The sequence below is a fragment of the Paenibacillus sp. 7523-1 genome, from assembly GCF_002276415.1.
Lineage (GTDB): Bacteria > Bacillota > Bacilli > Paenibacillales > Paenibacillaceae > Paenibacillus > Paenibacillus illinoisensis_A.
The window spans coordinates 70,568-91,020 of sequence record NZ_NPBR01000017.1 but is presented as its reverse complement, the minus strand read 5'-3'; the positions used below and the strand labels follow the sequence as shown (position 1 = coordinate 91,020).

Sequence of the window (20,453 nt, the reverse complement as noted above, 5' to 3'; positions counted from 1 at the left end):
GATAGAGGAGTGATGGGGGTGGAATGGTTCATTGCAGCCTGTGGCCTATACGTGGTGATTGCCTTTGTAACCGATGTGCGGTCCATGAAAATTCCAAATCTGCTGACGTTGCCTGTAACCGCTCTGGGTGTGCTGGCCCATGGGATATGGGATGGATGGGAAGGCTTGATCTTCTCTGCCGCGGGGTTTGCAGCCTGTTTTGGCATTTTGTTGGTGATGTACGCGATTGGAGCAGTAGGAGCTGGAGATGTAAAACTGTTTGGCGGGATTGGAGCATGGACGGGCATTTCTTTTGGAATTCACGTTGTTGTATATTCCGTTCTATATGCCGGGGCAATCGGCTTAATTATTCTGTTGTTCCGGAGGGATTCAGCCAAACGAATTCGTAACATGGCCGGTGGTCTTGCAGGCTTCTTCATGCTCGGTTCACTCAAGTTGGTCAGCAAGGAGAAAACGCTGAAGTTCCCGTTCATGCTGGCTGTATTGCCAGGCTTTATCAGTGCCTATGTTTATATGGTTTCATAGATCGATACAGGAAGAAAGTTGAAGTTGAATTTACACCGGAAAGAGAGGATTGGCATGTATGGATTAACGAAAGATTTTATAAGAAACGGCGGAGCATTTATGGTTCTGGAAAAAGCCGAAGGATTACGAATGGACGAATTAAGCCGTGTACAGACGGGGATGATGTCCTCCAATGATATTCCTCGCCTGCTTCCGCTCCACATTCGTGAGATGGATCGCAATGTTACTCTTCAATATGATATTTCCGGGTATAAAATGTTATCCCAGTTCTTAAAGGCAGGCAAAATTAAACTGCGTGTGCTGTACGGTCTATTGTTTCAACTCGCAGACACCTTCACGGAATGCCGTCAATACATGCTCGAACCCCGTAAGCTGATGCTGCAGGAAGAGAGCATATTTGTAAAAGGTTCACTGGAACAAGGGGAGCTGGGCATGATTTATATACCGATTCAGGAATCAGTAGTTGTGGATCCGACTCCGGGACAATTTCGTGAACTGGTTATCCGACTGATGGCTCATGTGCAGGAGTTACAGGGTGAAGGCATTCAGCGGGTTCTGCAGCTATGTGATGACGAACGGTGGGATGTTGGACAGCTGCGGGAATTGTTACTGGAACTCTACGCGGATGAACAAGCAGGGCCCGGTAGCTCAACATTTTTGTCTTCCCGTGTGAACGAACCTAGAGAGAATGGGACTATGAACGAACGTTCTGCCTATGTTGAATCTGAACCTGAGTTTGCACAATTGCCACGTTTACATAGGCAACATGCCCGATCGAAGTCTGACCAAGACAAAATGCGGGCTGAAACGTACTCCGGTTCACGTCAACAGCCGGATCGAGTATTGGAGCAGGAAGGGTCGAACAGTAACAGGTTTAGTCCAAACTTCCTGAGCACACGTCCTTCCAGAGAAGGCTCGTCTCCTTTTACAGACAGAACCGATCCAGCGGTGAACAAACCTAACGAAACTACATTTGATGAGAATATGGAAATGGAACAAACGACTGGAACGTCGAAAGTGACGTATATTGTTCTTATTTGCATGGTCGGTATAGCCTTGGTATGGAGATTCGCTTATATGGAGCAGCCCGGGCAGACACCTATGATAATATCCATCGTTCTAAGTGTTGTCTTACTTGCGGTTGCTTGCTGGGCCTGGATTAGCAAAGGGAAATTCGGCATATCCAAAGCGGCAGGGCTCAGAAGGAGTGATCAAGCTTCATTTCTCAAATTAGGTCATAAGCGAACTAAAAATGAAGAAGAATCAGAGGAGTTATATCAGGAGAGCTGGCGCTGGAACAATTCAGAGCCGAAGACTGACAATGACCCACCTGCACAGGGGTATGCCAGTATTGCCAGTAAAACTCTGAATTCGCGCTTTCAACGATTACATACCGAACCAGAATCAGAACCAGAACCAGAGCCAGAATCAGAATCATCACCCATGATCCAACAACAGTTCGATCATATTACTGCACCAACGTCTGGGCTGATTCGGACTGAATCTGGAACGGAGGCAACAGTAAATCTGCAAAGTATGACTGGGGAAGCAGCAAAGGGCGTCGGTCCAGTAACTCCATCCTTTTATCTGGAACGCCGATTAGGGGCAAGTAACCGGAATGAGCGGATGGATGTGCAGGGAGCTTCTTTTGTTATCGGCCGATCGGCAGAGATGGTTCAATGGGTGGATTCAACAACCGGTGTGTCCCGTGCTCATGTGGAGTTGAGCCGGAACAAATCGGGCTATGTCATTAAGGATCTGGGTTCTGTGAATGGCACCTTACTGCAGGGTAAACCTCTTGCACCCTATAAAGAATATCCACTGGAAGACGGGGACACCTTCATGCTGGCAGAATCCGTCTATACCTACCGTTCAGTCGGATAATCCACGATGCTTCAAATCTTCCAGGGCATCGGTTAAGGTTGGAAAGGTGAATTGAAACCCGTGATCCAGCGCCTTCTGCGGAATAACACGCTGCCCCTGAAGCAATACGACAGAGAGTTCTCCGACCACTGCTTTAATCAGGAAACCGGGGACCGGGAACCAGTGTGGACGATGATAAACCTTGCCAACTGTACGTCCAAACTCGTCATTGGTTACGGGATTCGGAGCGGATGCATTCACCGGACCCGAGATTTCCTTATTATGTATCGAAAAATCAATAAGCCTTACAATATCCAATATGTGTATCCAGGTCGTCCACTGTTTGCCGCTGCCAATTTTGCCGCCTACACCAAGCATATATGGCAGCTTCATTAACGGAAAGGCACCTCTTTTATGACCAAGTACGAGGCTGACACGAATTTTGACCAGTCTCACATCCTGGATGGCATCTGCAGCAATCTCCCATTGTTCGGCAACCCGGGACGGAAAGTTCATTGATTTTTGCGGGGAACTTTCATCAAATGTCTCCGATGGAGAGGTTCCGTATATAGCCATGGCGGATGCCTGCACGACAACCTCCGGTTTATGTTCAAGTTTATCCAGAAGCCGGGCTACCTTGGATACCGTAGTTACCCTCGATTCTACAATTTCCAGCTTGGCCTTGGTCGTCCAGCGCTGATTCAGCGTTTCCCCGGCAAGATTCACCAGAGCATCCAATCCTTCCAGTAGATGAGGTCTTTCTTCAAGCTGTTCCCAAGATATATATGTAAGGCGTTCACCGGGATCATGAAGATCAGGCAGTTTGCGCGTGATAATCTGAACCTGATGACCTGCTTGCAGCCAGTAATCCACAAGTGCACCTCCCACAAATCCTGTTCCTCCACATATGGCAATTTTCATGCTTCAGCCCTCCTGTATTGTGAATTTCATATATGGCGGATCAACAAACAGCCCCGGCGGTAAGTAATGCCTTTCTGCGAATGACTTACCTGATGGAGCTCGTGTGTTGGAGATGAGTATGCGATTCCGTCCACAATGGAAACTTCTTTTATTTATTCATGAGATGTTTATAAGGCGAGTAATCAATTTGGTTTTTCTCCAAAAATTTGACCAAAAACTTATTATCACGCTTCGGTGTGGCTATAATGTATCCTTTGATGCAGTGATCTCGGGACACCTCGGTTGCCTTGTTTTCAACAGCAATTTTACCAATCTCTGCTGCAATCGAATGTTTGGCGATATCGCGAAACGGACCGGGAACGGGCTCTACGAGTTGATCCAGAAAAGCCTTGGCCTCATCCGTCCACAGGTGGCGGCTTGTTTCGACCCAATAATTTTGCCAATCCAGTTTAGATTTGCCGTCCGCTTTTGGGAGCACTTTCAAAAACTTGCGCATCATAAAAAATCCACCGATACACATGCTGCCAAGCAAAAGAAATGTCCAGAATGCGATCGTATTCATAAACCAATTGCTGGGGGAACTGCTGACTAACGTCATAGCATAGGAGCCGAAAATCATTGCGGAGTCACCTCGGTTCATTGATTTTCACGGAAAGACGGATTCCGCCCACCATGTTCCAAATTAGCTGTAAAAAATAGCCTGTAACCCGAATTATAGCGCATTTCTAGATTTATTTCGATAATCGCGTTAGAATAAGGGATAATTCAGAAAAAGGGGGATCAATGATGCTGAAAATCGGCTCCCACGTGTCCTTTTCGGACAAGGGATTATTGAGTGCAACGAAGGAAGCGTCCTCGTACGGTTCCAGTTCGTTTATGATATATACGGGTGCACCGCAGAATACGCGCCGCAAGCCTATTGAGTCCATGTATATCGAGGAAGGCAAGCTTGCCATGCAAGAGGGCGGAATGGAAGATATTGTTGTCCATGCGCCATACATTATTAACCTTGGTTCCTACAAAGAAAACACGTATGAACTGGCTGTAAGCTTCCTTCAGGAAGAAATCCGCCGCACGCATGCCATTGGTGTCAAAAATATTGTGCTGCATCCCGGAGCCTTCACGGATAAGGATGCTCATTATGGTATTGGACGAATTGCCGAAGGGCTCAATGAAGTGCTCGACGGTGTCAAAGAGACCGATGTGAAGATTGCTCTTGAAACAATGGCTGGAAAAGGGACCGAAATGGGCCGCAGCTTCGAAGAGATCGCACAGATCATGGAGAAGGTTACGCACAACGAACGTCTCGCTGTATGTATGGATACATGCCATATTCATGATGCAGGCTATGATATCGTGAATGATCTGGATGGTGTGCTTGAGCAGTTTGATCGCACGGTAGGGCTTGACCGCATTACCGTAATGCATATTAATGATAGTAAGAATGCAGTAGGTGCACGCAAGGACCGTCATACACCGATTGGTTCCGGTTGGATTGGTTTTGAAGCGATTAACCGCATCGTTCATCACGAGGCGCTTCAAGGACGTCCATTTATTCTGGAGACACCTTGGATCGGGAAGGAAGCCAAGACACAACGTCCGATGTATGAGGTGGAAATTGCATTGCTTCGTGGAGATGTGAGCGGCCGGTGTGGTCCGGAATTCCTGACAGAGGTGGAGCAGCTGCAGCACTTCTTCCAAGGGAAAGAGATTGACTCGCGTTCCTATATTCTCGACGTTTGGACGCTGCTCAAGAATGATGCAAAAGCCAAAAAGGCTGATCCGCGTGAACCGCTGGAGCGGTTGTATGATCTGGTAGCGGAAGCAGCGTTGTTCCCGCATTTGAACGAAGAGCAACTGAATCATCGTTTGATCGCCTGGCTTGCAGGAAAAGAACTGCTGGTCACGGCTTAATTGAAGGAGGAAGAATAGCCCGATGGAGATTCATGCAAAACAAGCACGTCCTGATTCCAAAAACCGCGCCGATCGGGCGCGGATGCTTATTTCCTGTCCGGACGGTCCAGGGATTGTAGCTGCCGTATCACATTTCCTGCACCAGCATGGTGCAAACATTGTTCAGTCTGACCAGTACACCATGGACCCGTCTGGCGGCATGTTTTTCATGCGCATTGAATTCGATCTTCCGGAACTGACAGCGAGTCTGGCCAAGCTGGAAGCTGATTTTGCGGTAGTGGCCGAACGCTTCAAGATGGATTGGTCCCTCTCTGCGGTTAGCCGCAAGAAGAAACTGGCTATTTTTGTATCCAAGGAAGATCATTGTCTGGTTGAATTGCTGTGGCAATGGCAGGCCGGAGACCTGGATGCTGATATCGCTCTTGTAGTAAGCAACCACTTGGATATGAAGGATTACGTGGAATCATTCGGCATTCCTTATCATCATATTCCGGTAACGGCTGATACGAAAAAGGAAGCGGAGCAGCGCCAGCTGGACGTCATCGGTAACGATATTGATGTCATTATACTTGCGCGTTATATGCAGATTATCTCTCCAATGTTCATCGAACATTACCGTAACCGGATTATTAATATCCACCATTCCTTCCTTCCGGCATTTGTGGGTGGTAAACCGTATGCTCAGGCGTACAATCGTGGTGTTAAAATTATCGGAGCAACGGCACATTATGTGACTGAAGAACTGGACGGCGGGCCGATTATCGAGCAGGACGTTCAGCGTGTAAGCCATGGAGATGATGTGACCGAATTGAAACGGATCGGACGTACCATTGAGCGTGTTGTACTTGCACGTGCGGTTAAGTGGCATGTTGAAGACCGGATTCTGGTTCACGAAAACAAAACCGTTGTATTTTAGCTTGATGCTTTAATACTGTGCAAGGTTGATTCGGGACCATATGAATCGGCTAAGATAAGAAAGGCGACTTCCTATTTGCGAGCTGAATGGGAATCGCCTTTTTGTCGTTTCCATATCCGTCCGCAGACACCAAGGAGGATACCAAATAGAAGGTGTCCAATGATCCAAAGCGATATGGCCTTGAAATCCAATAAGCCTGGAACTCGTACAGATAACAGAGAGAGCGGAATATATAGCAGGGAAGAGAACGCACCGAGCAAAACGCCTTTAACCAAAGGGTAATCGGAACGTTGAATCCACCAGAAGTAGAAGAGGCCGATGATAACAGAAACAAGAAGATGGAGCGTAAATTCAAACCATTCAGGCAAAATGGGCGGAAGCCAGGGCACAAAATCAACATTCAGCAGCAGGGTATACACCTTTTCACCCGTGTAAGCCTGAACCACTTTAAGAAAAAAACCAAGAAACAACCCGGTGATGATGCCTGTTAACGTCCCTGCAATCCAGGGTAATGAATGATTTGATGAATTTTGCTTCAAAGCTTGTGGTCGCGACATGCGGCAAGCCTCCTTTCTTTCTGAGAGTAACACAGCCGTAGAGATTGCGAATCAGAAACATGAACGATACCCTATGAAAAAAACTTCGAGCTGTAAAAAGTGTATGGTTTTCCGGTTAAAGGTTATACTTCATCCGATGGATTAGCGAGGCTTGCCAAGCCGGACATGGGCTTAGATGCTCTACCGAACACCTTTTATTCTGCGCTGGAATAAACCCATCTCACCCACAAACAACCGAATTTTCCGGAACTTCTAAAAGAAGGTTATGGAAAAGCTTCACGCCAAGTGATACAATACAAAAGTGAATAAGTCAAAATGAAACATTCAAGCGGATTCACTTATTGTTATATACGGTTTGCTTGTATGATGAGAGGGATTCGCTTGCGCACCCGACTTATCTAAAGACATGAGGAGGACAAACCATGACTGACAAGAACGAAGCGATTCAAAAGGACGAGAACAACACAATCGACAACCTGTCGATTACAACTGTACGTACTCTGGCAATTGATGCAATCGAAAAAGCAAAATCGGGACACCCGGGAATGCCTATGGGCTCCGCTCCAATGGGATACCAACTTTTTGCAAAAACGATGACACATAACCCGGACCACCCAACTTGGGTTAACCGGGACCGTTTTGTGCTGTCTGCAGGACATGGTTCCATGTTGCTGTACAGCTTGCTGCACCTGAGCGGCTACGATCTTCCTATGGAAGAATTGAAACAATTCCGCCAATGGGGAAGCAAAACTCCGGGTCACCCGGAATTTGGACATACTGCAGGTGTTGACGCAACGACTGGCCCACTGGGTCAAGGTATTGCAATGGCTGTTGGTATGGCTATGGCTGAAGCACAACTGGGCGCGACATACAACAAGGATAAATTCAACGTAATCGACCACTACACTTATGCAATCTGTGGTGACGGTGATCTCATGGAAGGCGTATCCCACGAAGCAGCTTCCCTTGCTGGACGCCTGCACCTGGGTAAACTGATCATGCTGTTCGACTCCAACGACATCACGCTTGATGGTGAGTTGAACCTGTCTTCTTCCGAAAGCATCGCAAAACGCTTCGAAGCTTATGGCTGGCAAGTGCTGCGCGTAGAAGATGGTAACGATCTGCCTGCAATCGAAAAAGCAATTCAGGAAGGACAAGCAGATACACTTCGTCCTACACTGATCGAAGTGAAAACTGTTATCGGTTATGGTAGCCCGAACAAACAAGGTAAAGGCGGCCACGGCGGTACTCACGGTTCCCCACTGGGTGCTGACGAAGCGAAACTGACCAAAGAATTTTACAAATGGGTTTACGAGGAAGATTTCCACGTACCAGCTGAAGTTCGCGATCACTTTGCTCAAGTCAAAGATCGTGGTATCTCCGCAAACAAAGCTTGGGACGAGAAATTCGCCGAGTACAAAAAAGCATTCCCTGAGCTGGCAGCTCAGTTCGAAACAGCAATCAACGGTGACCTTCCAGAAGGTTGGGACCGCGATCTGCCTAAATATGCTGCAACAGACAAAGCTCTTTCCACTCGTGTTGCTTCCGGTAATGCACTGAACGGTTTGGCGCACAACGTGCCTCATCTGACTGGTGGATCTGCTGACTTGGAAAGCTCCACAATGACACACCTGAACAACATTGCAAACTTTGCTCCAGAAGATTACTCTGGCCGCAACATCTACTTCGGTATCCGTGAATTCGGTATGGCTGGAGCAATGAACGGTATGGCACTGCACAGCGGTGTGAAAGTATTCGGTGGTACATTCTTCGTATTTACTGACTACCTGCGTCCGGCTGTTCGTCTGGCTTCCCTGATGGGTCTGCCTGTGACATACGTTCTGACTCACGACAGTATCGCTGTTGGTGAAGATGGTCCTACACACGAGCCAATTGAGCAACTCGCGTCCCTGCGTATCATTCCTAACCTGACAGTTATTCGTCCGGCTGACGGTAACGAGACATCTGCTGCTTGGGCTTATGCGCTTGAGAACAAGAACAACCCGGTAGCACTCGTACTCACTCGTCAAAACTTGCCGATCCTGGAAGGAACAGTAGAAGGCTCCCGCGAGAACGTTAAACGCGGCGCTTATGTTGTTTCGGATGCAAAAGACGGCAAAGCAGTAGCACAAATCATCGCTACAGGTTCCGAAGTGCAATTGGCTGTCAAAGCTCAAGCTGCACTGGCTGAACAAGGTATCCAAGTTCGCGTAATCAGCATGCCGAGCTGGGATCTGTTCGAGAAACAGGACAAAGCTTACAAAGAATCCGTTCTGCTTCCGGATGTTAAAGCTCGTCTGGCTATTGAAATGGCTTATCCAATGGGCTGGGAGAAATATGTTGGCGATCAAGGCGACATTCTCGGAATCAGCACATTCGGTGCTTCCGCGCCTGGCGACCGTGTTATCGAAGAGTATGGCTTCACAGTCGATAACGTGGTTAGCCGCGTAAAAGCATTGCTGTAATAGCTTGAAAAACGCTGCTGCGAATCGAACAGCCTAATCTGTTCTGTTCGTGGCAGCAAAGTTATTTCCGGCAGAGTAAGGATGAGGATTCATCCTGATCTGTTTTGCCTTTTGTTTTCATTAACTTCAGGGGGAGCGGGTACGCATGTCACAGTTTGATCAAGTCAGTGTAGTAAAAGAGGCCAACATTTATTATGATGGCCAGGTAACCAGCAGAACGGTTATTTTGGGGGATGGCAGCAAAGTGACTCTGGGCATCATGCTCCCAGGCAGCTATGAGTTCGGTACAGATTCCCGTGAAATCATGGAGATTCTGTCCGGCGATCTGAGAGTATTGCTTCCCGGAGAAGAAGATTGGCAAGAGATTCAAGGTCAAGCTACGTTTCACGTGCCTGCCGAATCCAAATTCAAACTGGAGATACGCAGCGTTACCGACTACTGCTGCTCGTACCCGGCGGAATAATACAAGAAGGGTAGCCAAACCCCGCAATCAGCGGGTTTGGTTTACCCTTTTTGCTTCTTGAATTTGAAGTGACAAAGTTCAAGCTGCAAGCTTGTCAGCCCCGTGGATTTGAAGTATCCTTATGCTAAGTTGTTTGAATGGAAAACGGAAAAATAAGCTACCGATATCAGGAGGTTTTTAGATCATGGCAAAAAAAGTGAAGTTTGATTACAGCACTGCCTTGCAATTTGTAAACCAGCATGAAGTGGACTATTTCGCTGAACCGATTCGTCTGGCTCACGAGCAGCTCCACAACGGAACGGGAACCGGATCCGATTACCTGGGCTGGATTGACCTGCCAACCGCTTATGACAAGGAAGAATTCTCCCGCATTCAAAAAGCGGCTACCAAAATCCAAAGCGATTCCGAAGTACTGATTGTAATCGGTATCGGTGGTTCATACCTGGGTGCACGCGCAGCGATTGAAATGCTGACACACTCTTTCTATAACAACCTGCCAAAAGATAAACGCAAAACGCCTGAAATCTATTTCGCAGGAAACAATATCAGTTCCACATATGTAACTCATTTGCTGGATCTGGTTGAAGGCAAAGACTTCTCCGTGAACGTTATCTCCAAATCCGGTACGACAACCGAGCCAGCCATTGCTTTCCGTATCTTCCGTGCTGCACTGGAGAAAAAATACGGTAAAGAAGAAGCACGCAAACGTATCTATGCTACAACAGACAAAGAGCGCGGCGCACTGAAAAAACTGGCGAACGAAGAAGGTTACGAGTCTTTCGTTATTCCGGATGATGTAGGTGGACGTTACTCCGTACTGACAGCAGTAGGTTTGCTGCCGATTGCTACAGCTGGCATTAACATCGAAGAAATGATGCAAGGTGCAGCTGACGCATCCAAAGAATACAGCAACCCGAATGTAGCTGAGAATGAAGCATATCAATATGCTGCTGTTCGTAACGCATTGTACCGCAAAGGTAAAGGAACAGAAATCCTCGTTAACTACGAGCCATCCCTGCACTTTGTATCCGAGTGGTGGAAACAGCTTTACGGAGAGAGCGAAGGTAAAGATTACAAAGGAATCTATCCTGCATCTGTTGATTTCTCCACGGACTTGCACTCCATGGGTCAATTCATCCAGGAAGGAAGCCGGAACATTTTCGAAACCGTCATTCAGGTAGCTGAGGTATCCGAGCATATCTCGATCGAAGCCGATCCGGATGACCTCGATGGTCTGAACTTCCTGGAAGGCAAAACAATGGACTTCGTCAACAAAAAAGCGTTCCAAGGCACATTGCTTGCACATACAGATGGCCAAGTTCCAAACCTGATTGTGAATATTCCGGATATGTCTCCATATTCTTTCGGATATCTGGTATACTTCTTTGAAAAAGCATGCGGCATCAGCGGATATCTGCTGGGCGTCAACCCGTTTGACCAACCAGGAGTAGAAGCTTACAAGAAAAATATGTTCGCATTGCTGGGCAAACCAGGCTTTGAAGAAGAGAAAGCGGCGCTTGAAGCGAGACTTTCTGAATAATTCATGGTTTGACTCATATAGTTAAATAAAGCATGTGTAATGACACCCGGGTTTTCATTGTGAGGTAAAATGCAGTGATCCCCGGATGTTTAAACCAAGGCAGTTCATCCGCGTCCGCGCGGGGAACTGCTTTCTTGTAAAATGGATTAAATCGGAAAGTTGGATTGAAATGCTTGAACGTTACCGCACGGTTCGAGGACCGGGCAATCTGGAAGTTGTCATCAAGAAGTCGCGTTTCATCGGTCATATTATGCCAGTTACAACGGAAGAAGAAGCAGTTGCTTTTATTGATGAAATCAAGAAGAAACACTGGAATGCCACTCATAACTGTTCCGCCTACATGATAGGAGAGAGAGATGAGATCCAGAAGCAATCCGATGACGGGGAACCAAGCGGAACTGCAGGGAAACCCATTCTTGAAGTCATCAAAAATCAGCAACTGAAAAATGTGGCTATTGTGGTTACACGGTATTTTGGGGGAATCATGCTTGGGGCTGGCGGTTTAATCCGAGCATATACGGATGGCGCTGTAGCCGCTATTGAAGCTGGAGAGGCCATAACCAAAGTGCTTCATCGTGAAGTGTTTGTGGAGCTGGATTATACGTGGCTGGGAAAAGTGGAAAATGAATTAAGAAGCCGGGAAGTCCGTACGGGTGAGACTGGATTCACCGATAAGGTTACGTTGACTTGTCTTCCGCCGGATAGTGAAACCGAGGCATTTATCGCCTGGATCACGGATTTGACGCAAGGGCAATCCCGGATCACGGAGGGACAGCGGCTTTATTTTATTGAAGGGGAATAAAATATATGGCTAGAAGAGCAGTCGAACAAGAGTTGTCGAGGGAGCGGATCCTGGAGGCGGCGAGACATCTTTTTATTACCAAAGGATACCGCGCCATTTCGATGCGAAGCATCGGCCAGCATCTGGGCTATAGTCATGGGTCGCTGTATTATCATTTTAAGGAAAAGGCAGAATTGTTCTATGCCATTGTGGTAGAAGATTTCAATCATCTGGGACATTTGCTGCTGCAAGCCATGGTCAGGCCAGTCGTGGGCGGTATGAGCAAGGTAGAGCATATCATGTTGGAATTCATTCGTTTTGGCCTGGAGAATCCGTATCAATACGAGATTATGTTCATGATTCGGGATGAGGAGCTGTTATCCTATTGTCGTACGGAGCAGGGAAGATGCTTTGAATTGTTTGCATCCATTGTCAGGCAGTACATGAACGAGGAAGGCTGTACGGATGAGGATATCCAATGTGTGCCGCGCACACTGTTTTTGTCCATGCACGGATTTATATCGTATTATATTCAGGATCGTGTAACGTTTGCTGAGATTGAATCGTCGGCATTATCTCATGTCAAAGTACTATGCCGCAATCTATAACACCAGCCTGGCGTCCTATAAAAGGCGCTTTTGTCGCACTCCTATACTTCAGGGCGGTGAATTGTCATAACATTAATTCTTTATAACGTTGTCTCGCGAAAGTTTATTGGCGCGAAAGACCAAGACAGGCGGATCGTAGCCCTAAATCAGGGTTGTCCGCCTGTTTGCGTTTGGCTGAATTAGCCTTCCATAATCTTGATAAAATATTCCCGCTCACGAGGGCCGTCGAATTCGCTGAAATAAATACCCTGCCATCTGCCGAGTAATAATCGGCCTTCATGAATGATCACCATTTGAGATGGACCGGTTGTGATTGATTTCAGGTGGGAAGCGGTATTCCCCTCAGCATGTCGATATTGGGGATGTTCCCAAGGATACACCTCATCCAGACGAAGCAGCACATCATGTTTAACATCCGGGTCGGCATTTTCATTAATGGCAATACCAGCTGTAGTATGGGGACAATAGACAAGTACAGTTCCGTTTTGTACACCGCTATTGCGGACAACCTGCTCTACTTCTCTTGTAATATCCTTGATTTCATCCCGTCTGGAGGTCGATATTTTTTTCGTATATAGCATCTGGCAGCACTCCTTATCCTCTTAAATTCTCTTCTAGATTGTACCTTAACCACTCCAATTCAAACAAACCACAATTCACGGGTAAAATGGGTAACCAATCATCTGCTATACGCCCAAATTATGTACAATAAAAACATTGACGGTTAGCACTGCAAACTGGTAAAGTATCAGATAAGCAAAAAACCAAGTAGACTAATGGGAATAATGTTAAAGTGATATAATTTAACTTAGGAAAATGAATGTACCAAAGCAGGGAGACTGCCGACCGGATATGGAACCGGAGGCTGGGAGGGAATGCAGCAATGAATACCGTTCTTCGTCACAAGGGATGGACTTGGGGATTCCGCAGTACTGTATTGCTATATTTTATTGTACTCATCGTGCTTCCAATTATCGGTGTGTACGTCAATTCCTTCTCTGAAGGATGGAGCAATTTCGCCGAGAGCATCATGGATCCAATCGCGTGGAAAGCCGTATTGCTGACCGTTCGACTGGCTGTTATCGCCACACTGATTAACGTGGTACTTGGAACCATGATTGCCTGGGTGCTCACGCGTTATCGTTTCTTTGGGAGATCGTTTCTCAACAGTCTCGTAGATCTGCCTTTCGCACTTCCTACTGCAGTTGGCGGATTAATGATTATGCTGCTGCTTGGACCGGTCAGTGCTGTAGGCAAGCTTGCTGAAACCATGGGAATTGAAATCGTGTTTCATCAGCCTGCGATCGTCATTGCGATGACCTTTGTTACGTTTCCATTCGTGATTCGTGCGGTGCAGCCCCTGCTGGAGGAGATCGACCCTTCTGAGGAAGAGGCCTCCTATACCATGGGTGCATCGAAGGCGCGTACTTTCAGGCAGGTCATTCTGCCTTCTATGGCTCCAGGCATGATTAGCGGTGGCATGCTTGCTTTTTCCAGAGCACTTGCAGAGTTTGGAGCAGTTGTGCTGGTGGCGGGCAACATTCCGGGCAGGACGCTAACGGCTTCCGTATTTATCTACGGCGAGATTGAAAGTGACAATCCTACGGGTGCAGCTGCTGTATCCGTGCTGCTCCTCACGCTCTCTTTCCTGATCCTCTGGCTGATTAATCTGGTGCAGATGCGGGGGAGAAAACGATGAGACGACTATTAATTGGACTGACATTTGCGGTATTTATTGTGCTTCTGATTATTCCTTTGGGACGCATTTTGATCGGAGCATTTGAAGACGGTGCAGGAGGCTTTCTGGATGGGCTGATGCGCCCTGAGGCGCTGCATGCCTTGATGATGACCGGACTTGTGGTTCTGGTCGTCACGCTGTTAAATACATTGTTTGGCATTATGATGGCCATTTACCTCGTTCGTGCTGGATGGCTTAGTGATCGCATCAAAGGATTGCTGAACAGCATTGTGGACCTGCCTTATGCGGTGTCCCCCGTCATTGGCGGGTTAATGATTGTATTGCTGCTCGGGCCGAACAGCATTATGGGTGGCTTTTTTGAAGGAATCGGCTTCAATGTAGTCTACGCCTTCCCGGGTATGGTCATTGCAACGCTGTTTGTCACATTCCCGCTGATGGTCAGAGAGGTTATGCCGGTTCTGCAGGAACTCGGTTCGCAGCAGGAAGAGGCGGCGTCAACGCTTGGCGCGTATGGGTGGAGAACGTTCTGGAGTGTCACCTGGCCTTCCATCCGCTGGGCTGTCGTATACGGGCTTGTACTTACCGTTGCACGATCGCTTGGAGAATTCGGTGCAGTGCTGGTGGTGTCGGGCAATATTATGAACAGAACGCAGACGGCAACAACGCTTGTTTATCAGGATGTTGAGAATTTTAATGTCTCTGCCGCAAATGGTGTGGCATTGGTACTGGTTACCTTCTCCGTTGGGCTGCTGCTCATGATGGAATGGGCCAAGAAGCGAAAGGAAGTGCATTGATATGCATGTGGAAGTCCGTGATCTGAACAAACATTTCGGTCAATTTCATGCGGTAAAAGATGTCTCGTTCGATATTGCCAAAGGCCATCTGATCGGTCTGCTGGGGCCCAGTGGAGGAGGCAAAACGTCTATTCTGCGCATGCTCGCCGGTCTGGAAAACCCGGGCTCCGGAGAGATTCGCTTTCACGGCAAGGTTGTGAATCATCTGCCTCCGCAGGAGCGGGGAATCGGGTTCGTTTTTCAGAACTATGCCTTGTTCAAACACATGACTGTTTTTGATAATATCGCTTTTGGACTTAAGGTCAAAAAGACACCCAAAGCCCAGATTCGCGATCGGGTCATGGAACTTGTTGAGCTGACCGGGCTAAAAGGTTTTGAACAGCGCTATCCGCATCAACTGTCCGGTGGACAGCGTCAGCGTGTCGCATTTGCCAGAGCTTTGGCTCCTGAGCCGCAGCTGCTGCTGCTGGATGAGCCTTTTGCCGCCATCGATGCCAAGATTCGCCAAGAGCTGCGTTCATGGTTGAGAGAGCTGATTGAGCGTGTCGGCATTACCTCGATATTTGTAACACATGATCAGGATGAAGCGATCGAAGTTGCAGATGAGATCATGATTATCAGCCAAGGCCGTTTAGAGCAAAAAGGAACACCGTGGGATATCTACAAAAATCCGCAGACTCCATTTGTGGCAACCTTTATTGGTGAATCCACCGTTGTGGAGGATGCCTCGCAGCTTAAGGGCTTTGAACATGCTGTAGAAGGAGATCATACGCGTGCCTTAATCAGGCCTGAGTATATCGAGATTGGTCTGAAAAACGAATTCTCCATGCTGTCAGCTACCGAAAAGGGTACGGTGAAGCATCTTCACTTCCGTGGTAGTGAGTGGATGGTGGAAGTCGAGGTACAGGGCCACAAGCTGATCACATATCGTTCACTTGAGAAAACGACACTGGAGATTGGTCAACAGATCCGGGTGCTTGTACACCGCGCTTATCTGTTTAATGACACGGATAGCTGGGTTGTCGAGAATCGTTTGAAGGAAGATCCAATGCCGGTCATGATCTAAAATGCACTCGAAAGAGAGGCTGCCCCATGCAGACGATGAAGAAGAAAAGAACCCCCATATACGCCGCCCTTATGCTTCTGCTCGTCTGCATGACCGTAGGCTGCAGCAATCAGCAAGCGGAAGACGAACAGAACGGACCCTCTGCAGCTGAACAATCCAATACGCTTGTCATTGGTGCATACAGTGTAGCCAAGGATGCTGTAGGAGAGCTGCTGCCCAAGTTTAAGGAGGAATGGAAAGCAAAAACCGGACAGACCGTCAATTTCCAGGAGTCCTATGAAGCCTCTGGTACACAAGCAAGAGCCATTGTCGGTGGATTCGAGGCTGATGTGGCACTGCTTGCCATGGAAAGTGACATCGATAAACTGGTCAAAGCCGACCTCGTGACTTCCGATTGGAAACAAACGCCGAATGATGGCATGATTACACGTTCGATTGTTGTTCTTGGAACAAGGGATGGCAATCCACTTGGAATTCGTGATTTTGAGGATTTGACCAAGCCGGGAGTCAAGGTGCTGTATCCCAATCCCAAAACGTCAGGCGGAGCCCAATGGGATATCAATGCAATCTACGGAGCTGGGCTGAAGATGTCGGAAGAAAAGGGCCAGAAGGACCCTGCCGCTGCCAAAGCGTTTCTAGAGAAAGTGCATGAAAATGTCGAGTCGCTGGATAAGAGCGGCCGATCTTCCATGGCAGCCTTTGAATATGGCGTCGGCGATGTCATCGTGACTTATGAGAATGAATTGCTTGCTCGTATTGCCCAGGGTGTTAAGTACGATATCGTTGTACCGAAGAATACAATCCTGATTGAAAATCCGGCGGTTGTGGTGGATAAATATGCGGATAAACATGGGAATAGGGAGTTGGCAGAGGCATTTGTGGATTACCTGCGAACCCCGGAGGCTCAGCGCATATTTGCCAAGCATGGTTTTCGTTCGGTAGATCCGAATGTATTTGCCGAGACTGAATCATCGTTTCCAACACCTGAAGGTCTGTTTGATATCCATTACCTTGGTGGCTGGGACGAAGTCCGCAGTACCTTGTACTCCAAACGGGGAGTTTGGTATCAGGTGCTGGCGGGATTATAGTTGGTTACGTCTAGTCACAGCATTGACATCAAGCCTTCATTTCGCGGAATATAGTAGAGATGAAGGTTTTTTGCTGTAAAAGGAAATCATAGAGTAGTGTAAGACCATCCTACTCCCGAAGGTCTTGCAGGAAGGTGAGAGATGATGAGTACAGAGATCAAATTATCCCAAAGCACGGCCATTCGCCTGGAACAGGCCCGTGGTAAAGGCATGCCTGAAGATCAAATACTGCAAGCCATCAAGGCCAAGGACGTGGCAGCTTTTGATGCCGTTTCCGAAGAGCACTACAGATACGATGATTTTATCTCATATGCAGATGAGCATGGTGAAAATCTGGAAGCGGCCGTTCAAGAGGGCTACCGAATTACTTTCAATACCCGGGGCGGGCTGGGTATCTGGATTGAGAAGGCTTTTGGTTTACAACCGGAGCGTGATTTCACGGTCGGTGAGGGCATAGTAACCGGCCTGAAGTTGAAGCCGGAGCAGGCAGAAGTGCTGGCGAAGCGCCTTGCATCGAACTGGGTCATTACGGATTCGAGAGATGTGCCCGAGGGTCAGGAATTGACCTTGAAATTGCGTGCCTTGGTCTAGGCGACAAGCGGGCCAAGTAGAAGTGACATACGCTGACTACATATAGTCAGAGATCAGGCTTTCCCTGATGCAGGATTTGAACTGCATAGGGAGAGCTTTTTTTTGCAAAAGCAGGGGGCGAGGATATACAATTTAGGAAAACAGAACTTCTTGGAAAGTACAGCATCGGATAGAGAGGGGATCACTGTAATGAATCAGCTAACATTTCTGGGAACCGGGGATGCCATGGGCGTACCGCGTGTATACTGTGATTGCGCAGTCTGCACGGAGGCCCGTCTGACCGGGATCAACCAGCGTAAACGTTCTTCTGTTCTGATCCATTCAGATGGTGCATCCGAACCGTTTATGATTGACTGCGGACCAGACTGGAGATCACAGATGGAGGATCAGGGATTGCGTATGGTTCATACATTATTGGTGACACATGCGCATTTTGACCATATTGGAGGTTTGCCGGAATGGGCGGATGCTTGCCGCTGGCTGGGGGTTAAGGGCAGCTTGTACGCACCGCGCGAAGTGATCACAACCATTCAGAGTCAATTTCCTTGGCTAAGCGCGCACATGAACTTTCTGGAAACGGATGATGATATCCAGCTTGGCGGATGGAACGTGCACTCCTGGAAGGTCTGCCATGGTAAAAACGGTTATTCCTATGCATATCGGCTTGAGCGGGAAGGGTACTGCTGGGCTTATTGTTCGGATGCCATCGATCTGAAGGAAGCGGAGAAGAAGCCGCTGCACGGGCTGGATCTGCTGGTGCTCGGAACGAGCTTCGTCCATGAGCTTGCGGAATTCTCCACACGTTCCGTATACGACATGCGTGAGGCGCAGGAACTGCTGCGGGAACTGAAACCGGGGTGCACCTATTTTACCCATATGTCTCATGACGTGGATGTACAGCAAAACTACGATCTGGATCCAGGTATTACGCTGGCAGCTACAGGCATGAAGGTACAGCTGGGCAGCGTTTAAGTTTAGAACCTATTTGGAATATAAAAAAATAAATACAGAAGAGCGTATCCTTTACCGGACGTTCTTCGTTTACATAGTGTAAGACCATAAGAGCAAGACATCGAAAAGCATGACATGAAGCAAGATCAATCAGGAACCAACAAAGGGGGGCCCCAAACATGGCCTTTGTGAAGTCCGTGGATTGCAGAATCAACAGACCACATGATAACCGTAACTTATTCAAACCATATACCCAGACTGGTCATCAAGCTGAATGCAGCGTTGAACAGATGATGGAAAGTGTGCTACCGGATCTGATGAGCAGCCTTTATGCTTATTGTCTGTCTCTGACCGGTTCAACCTGGGAGGCCGAGGATCTGGTTCAGGATACCTGCGTGAAAATGCTGGCTTCTTCGGCTATGCAGTCCTGTAGTACAAAGCAAGAGATGAACTGGGAAGCCTATCTGATCCGGATTGCGCGCAACACATGGATTGACGTCATACGGAAGCGGGAGAAGCTCGCTTGTAAATTGGATAGCCTGAAACCGTTTATGCAAGAATGTGCGGAGGAGGAGCGATTCGAGGAGATCGAGTCTGCTGTTCAGATCCTTATCAATGAGCTGCCGCCGTGGCAGCGAGCGATATATGTATTACGTGACTTAATGGGTTACACGACGGCAGAGACTGCAGAGATGCTGGAGACATCGGAAGGAGCGGTCAAAGCCGCGCTGAATCGCGCCAGATCTGCTCTGGAACGCGTCAGACGAAGCCGCCTGGAAACGGAAGGCGAAGCAGTGAGTGGTGCAGATGAAGATTCAGTGAGCGCAGAGCAGCTGCGAAGTTATTTGATGGCTTTTCGCAGTGGAGATACCGCGCGTCTGATTGATCTGTGCCTCAATCGTACGGATGATCCGGTGGCCGTGGCAGGAACGATTCTGCAGCAGTCTTTGCCGTCTTCATCAACGCAGCCAATGATGTACGGGTATTCCAATTCCGGCATGACTTCAATGATGTATGGAGGAGGATACGCCGCGTTCATGGTTGCGTAAACCGGGAGGCGACAAGCATGAACCATGTACCTTATGTAGTTGAACAGACAGCCCGCGGTGAGCGGAGCTATGATATTTATTCACGTTTGCTGAAAGATCGAATTATTATGGTGTCCGGGGAGATTGAGGATCAGATGGCAAATGCCATTGTGGCCCAGCTTCTGTTTTTGACCGCAGAGGACCCCGAAAAGGATATCCAGATGTACATCAACAGTCCGGGCGGATCTGTTACAGCCGGATTCTCAATCTATGACACGATGCAATTTGTGAAGCCGGATATTTCAACGATCTGCACGGGCATGGCCGCGAGTTTTGGTACGATTCTGTTAGTAGGTGGAACCAAAGGAAAACGGCTCGCTCTGCCGAACAGTGAGATTATGATCCATCAACCGCATGGAGGTACGCGCGGGCAGGCATCGGATATGCTGATTCATGCCAACCGGATCATTCAGCACCGCCAGCGGCTCAACGAGCTGTTAGCGAACCATACAGGCCAACCGCTGGAGCGCATCGAGAGAGATTCGGATCGCGATTATTTCCTGACCGCAGCGGAAGCAGTGGAATATGGATTGGTGGACAAAGTAATATCCAGAACAGATTAAGCAAGCAGCCGTATAATTTACACCTTAAAACATCTAAAGAGCCTGGAAGGTCATTTGATC

General features: G+C 48.1%; 21 protein-coding genes. 17 read left to right on the top strand and 4 right to left on the bottom strand.

Annotated elements, in window-relative coordinates; all coding sequences use genetic code 11:
• Positions 1-12: 12 nt before the first annotated feature.
• Both CHH60_RS18940 and CHH60_RS18935 read left to right on the top strand, forming a co-directional pair.
• Entirely contained in the window at positions 13-525 is a 513-nt protein-coding gene (locus tag CHH60_RS18940) for an A24 family peptidase (protein WP_095360613.1), read from the top strand.
• 24 nt (positions 526-549) lie between these two features.
• The gene (locus CHH60_RS18935; protein WP_141236968.1) at positions 550-2,409 is read left to right on the top strand and encodes a DUF6382 domain-containing protein; all 1,860 of its coding nucleotides are present in this window, start codon (positions 550-552) and stop codon (positions 2,407-2,409) included.
• On the opposite strand, the gene CHH60_RS18930 is transcribed toward CHH60_RS18935, so the two are convergent.
• On the bottom strand, positions 2,398-3,309 hold the full coding sequence (locus CHH60_RS18930) for a TIGR01777 family oxidoreductase (RefSeq protein WP_095360611.1): 912 nt from the start codon (positions 3,307-3,309) through the stop codon (positions 2,398-2,400). The two genes, CHH60_RS18935 and CHH60_RS18930, sit on opposite strands and share 12 nt — an antisense overlap.
• 148 nt (positions 3,310-3,457) lie before the next feature.
• Positions 3,458-3,928 carry a DUF2621 domain-containing protein gene (locus tag CHH60_RS18925; RefSeq protein WP_095360610.1) on the bottom strand — a complete coding sequence of 157 codons (471 nt, stop codon included), beginning with the start codon at positions 3,926-3,928 and terminating at the stop codon, positions 3,458-3,460.
• A gap of 167 nt (positions 3,929-4,095) precedes the next feature.
• Between CHH60_RS18925 and CHH60_RS18920 the strand changes: the two genes are divergently transcribed.
• Positions 4,096-5,223, top strand: coding sequence for a deoxyribonuclease IV (locus tag CHH60_RS18920; RefSeq protein WP_095360609.1), 1,128 nt, complete (start codon positions 4,096-4,098; stop codon positions 5,221-5,223).
• Between the two features lie 22 nt (positions 5,224-5,245).
• Complete coding sequence (purU, locus tag CHH60_RS18915; protein WP_095360608.1) at positions 5,246-6,139, top strand: formyltetrahydrofolate deformylase; 894 nt, start codon at positions 5,246-5,248, stop codon at positions 6,137-6,139.
• A gap of 71 nt (positions 6,140-6,210) precedes the next feature.
• On the opposite strand, the gene CHH60_RS18910 is transcribed toward purU, so the two are convergent.
• Complete coding sequence (locus CHH60_RS18910) at positions 6,211-6,696, bottom strand: hypothetical protein (RefSeq protein WP_095360607.1); 486 nt, start codon at positions 6,694-6,696, stop codon at positions 6,211-6,213.
• Positions 6,697-7,118: 422 nt separating this feature from the next.
• Here CHH60_RS18910 and tkt point away from each other — a divergent pair, with 422 nt between their 5' ends.
• The 5 genes from tkt (at position 7,119) to CHH60_RS18885 (ending at position 12,553) form a co-directional block, all read left to right on the top strand.
• Positions 7,119-9,161: a transketolase gene (tkt, locus tag CHH60_RS18905; protein WP_095360606.1), complete on the top strand. Its 2,043-nt coding sequence runs from the start codon at positions 7,119-7,121 to the stop codon at positions 9,159-9,161.
• A gap of 145 nt (positions 9,162-9,306) precedes the next feature.
• Positions 9,307-9,624 carry a pyrimidine/purine nucleoside phosphorylase gene (ppnP, locus tag CHH60_RS18900; RefSeq protein WP_095289203.1) on the top strand — a complete coding sequence of 106 codons (318 nt, stop codon included), beginning with the start codon at positions 9,307-9,309 and terminating at the stop codon, positions 9,622-9,624.
• A 184-nt stretch (positions 9,625-9,808) separates the two neighbouring features.
• Positions 9,809-11,164, top strand: coding sequence for a glucose-6-phosphate isomerase (locus CHH60_RS18895; RefSeq protein WP_095360605.1), 1,356 nt, complete (start codon positions 9,809-9,811; stop codon positions 11,162-11,164).
• A gap of 169 nt (positions 11,165-11,333) precedes the next feature.
• The gene (locus CHH60_RS18890; RefSeq protein ID WP_095360847.1) at positions 11,334-11,966 is read left to right on the top strand and encodes a YigZ family protein; all 633 of its coding nucleotides are present in this window, start codon (positions 11,334-11,336) and stop codon (positions 11,964-11,966) included.
• Positions 11,967-11,971: 5 nt separating this feature from the next.
• The gene (locus tag CHH60_RS18885; RefSeq protein ID WP_095289205.1) at positions 11,972-12,553 is read left to right on the top strand and encodes a TetR/AcrR family transcriptional regulator; all 582 of its coding nucleotides are present in this window, start codon (positions 11,972-11,974) and stop codon (positions 12,551-12,553) included.
• Positions 12,554-12,732: 179 nt separating this feature from the next.
• Here the strand turns inward: CHH60_RS18885 and CHH60_RS18880 are convergent, their stop codons facing one another.
• Positions 12,733-13,134: a secondary thiamine-phosphate synthase enzyme YjbQ gene (locus CHH60_RS18880; protein WP_095360604.1), complete on the bottom strand. Its 402-nt coding sequence runs from the start codon at positions 13,132-13,134 to the stop codon at positions 12,733-12,735.
• A gap of 302 nt (positions 13,135-13,436) precedes the next feature.
• Between CHH60_RS18880 and cysT the strand changes: the two genes are divergently transcribed.
• The 8 genes from cysT to clpP all read left to right on the top strand — a co-directional run bounded on the left by cysT (position 13,437) and on the right by clpP (position 20,393).
• A complete protein-coding gene (gene cysT, locus CHH60_RS18875) occupies positions 13,437-14,252 on the top strand; it encodes a sulfate ABC transporter permease subunit CysT (protein WP_095360603.1) in 816 nt (271 codons plus the stop codon).
• Positions 14,249-15,046, top strand: a complete 798-nt coding sequence (locus CHH60_RS18870; RefSeq protein WP_095289208.1) for a sulfate ABC transporter permease subunit — start codon at positions 14,249-14,251, stop codon at positions 15,044-15,046. The genes cysT and CHH60_RS18870 overlap by 4 nt, the downstream gene beginning before the upstream one ends.
• 1 nt (position 15,047) lies before the next feature.
• Complete coding sequence (locus CHH60_RS18865) at positions 15,048-16,112, top strand: sulfate/molybdate ABC transporter ATP-binding protein (protein ID WP_095360602.1); 1,065 nt, start codon at positions 15,048-15,050, stop codon at positions 16,110-16,112.
• A gap of 26 nt (positions 16,113-16,138) precedes the next feature.
• Positions 16,139-17,200, top strand: a complete 1,062-nt coding sequence (locus tag CHH60_RS18860; RefSeq protein WP_095360601.1) for a sulfate ABC transporter substrate-binding protein — start codon at positions 16,139-16,141, stop codon at positions 17,198-17,200.
• Between the two features lie 144 nt (positions 17,201-17,344).
• Positions 17,345-17,791, top strand: a complete 447-nt coding sequence (locus tag CHH60_RS18855; protein WP_095360846.1) for a hypothetical protein — start codon at positions 17,345-17,347, stop codon at positions 17,789-17,791.
• 189 nt (positions 17,792-17,980) lie between these two features.
• Positions 17,981-18,763, top strand: coding sequence for an MBL fold metallo-hydrolase (locus CHH60_RS18850; RefSeq protein ID WP_095360600.1), 783 nt, complete (start codon positions 17,981-17,983; stop codon positions 18,761-18,763).
• A gap of 158 nt (positions 18,764-18,921) precedes the next feature.
• Positions 18,922-19,791 (top strand): RNA polymerase sigma factor, encoded by an 870-nt coding sequence (locus tag CHH60_RS18845; RefSeq protein WP_095360599.1) that lies wholly within the window; start codon positions 18,922-18,924, stop codon positions 19,789-19,791.
• A gap of 17 nt (positions 19,792-19,808) precedes the next feature.
• A complete protein-coding gene (gene clpP, locus CHH60_RS18840; protein ID WP_095360598.1) occupies positions 19,809-20,393 on the top strand; it encodes an ATP-dependent Clp endopeptidase proteolytic subunit ClpP in 585 nt (194 codons plus the stop codon).
• Positions 20,394-20,453: the final 60 nt, after the last annotated feature.

Excerpts from the sequence above, each read along its gene's own strand:
- CHH60_RS18940 (WP_095360613.1), top strand. The coding sequence starts at position 13 with ATGGGGGTGGAATGGTTCATTGCAGCCTGTGGCCTATACGTGGTGATT.
- CHH60_RS18930 (WP_095360611.1), bottom strand. The coding sequence starts at position 3,309 with ATGAAAATTGCCATATGTGGAGGAACAGGATTTGTGGGAGGTGCACTT.
- CHH60_RS18925 (WP_095360610.1), bottom strand. The coding sequence starts at position 3,928 with ATGATTTTCGGCTCCTATGCTATGACGTTAGTCAGCAGTTCCCCCAGC.
- CHH60_RS18920 (WP_095360609.1), top strand. The coding sequence starts at position 4,096 with ATGCTGAAAATCGGCTCCCACGTGTCCTTTTCGGACAAGGGATTATTG.
- purU (WP_095360608.1), top strand. The coding sequence starts at position 5,246 with ATGGAGATTCATGCAAAACAAGCACGTCCTGATTCCAAAAACCGCGCC.
- CHH60_RS18910 (WP_095360607.1), bottom strand. The coding sequence starts at position 6,696 with ATGTCGCGACCACAAGCTTTGAAGCAAAATTCATCAAATCATTCATTA.
- tkt (WP_095360606.1), top strand. The coding sequence starts at position 7,119 with ATGACTGACAAGAACGAAGCGATTCAAAAGGACGAGAACAACACAATC.
- ppnP (WP_095289203.1), top strand. The coding sequence starts at position 9,307 with ATGTCACAGTTTGATCAAGTCAGTGTAGTAAAAGAGGCCAACATTTAT.
- CHH60_RS18895 (WP_095360605.1), top strand. The coding sequence starts at position 9,809 with ATGGCAAAAAAAGTGAAGTTTGATTACAGCACTGCCTTGCAATTTGTA.
- CHH60_RS18890 (WP_095360847.1), top strand. The coding sequence starts at position 11,334 with ATGCTTGAACGTTACCGCACGGTTCGAGGACCGGGCAATCTGGAAGTT.
- CHH60_RS18885 (WP_095289205.1), top strand. The coding sequence starts at position 11,972 with ATGGCTAGAAGAGCAGTCGAACAAGAGTTGTCGAGGGAGCGGATCCTG.
- CHH60_RS18880 (WP_095360604.1), bottom strand. The coding sequence starts at position 13,134 with ATGCTATATACGAAAAAAATATCGACCTCCAGACGGGATGAAATCAAG.
- cysT (WP_095360603.1), top strand. The coding sequence starts at position 13,437 with ATGAATACCGTTCTTCGTCACAAGGGATGGACTTGGGGATTCCGCAGT.
- CHH60_RS18870 (WP_095289208.1), top strand. The coding sequence starts at position 14,249 with ATGAGACGACTATTAATTGGACTGACATTTGCGGTATTTATTGTGCTT.
- CHH60_RS18865 (WP_095360602.1), top strand. The coding sequence starts at position 15,048 with ATGCATGTGGAAGTCCGTGATCTGAACAAACATTTCGGTCAATTTCAT.
- CHH60_RS18860 (WP_095360601.1), top strand. The coding sequence starts at position 16,139 with ATGCAGACGATGAAGAAGAAAAGAACCCCCATATACGCCGCCCTTATG.
- CHH60_RS18855 (WP_095360846.1), top strand. The coding sequence starts at position 17,345 with ATGAGTACAGAGATCAAATTATCCCAAAGCACGGCCATTCGCCTGGAA.
- CHH60_RS18850 (WP_095360600.1), top strand. The coding sequence starts at position 17,981 with ATGAATCAGCTAACATTTCTGGGAACCGGGGATGCCATGGGCGTACCG.
- CHH60_RS18845 (WP_095360599.1), top strand. The coding sequence starts at position 18,922 with ATGGCCTTTGTGAAGTCCGTGGATTGCAGAATCAACAGACCACATGAT.
- clpP (WP_095360598.1), top strand. The coding sequence starts at position 19,809 with ATGAACCATGTACCTTATGTAGTTGAACAGACAGCCCGCGGTGAGCGG.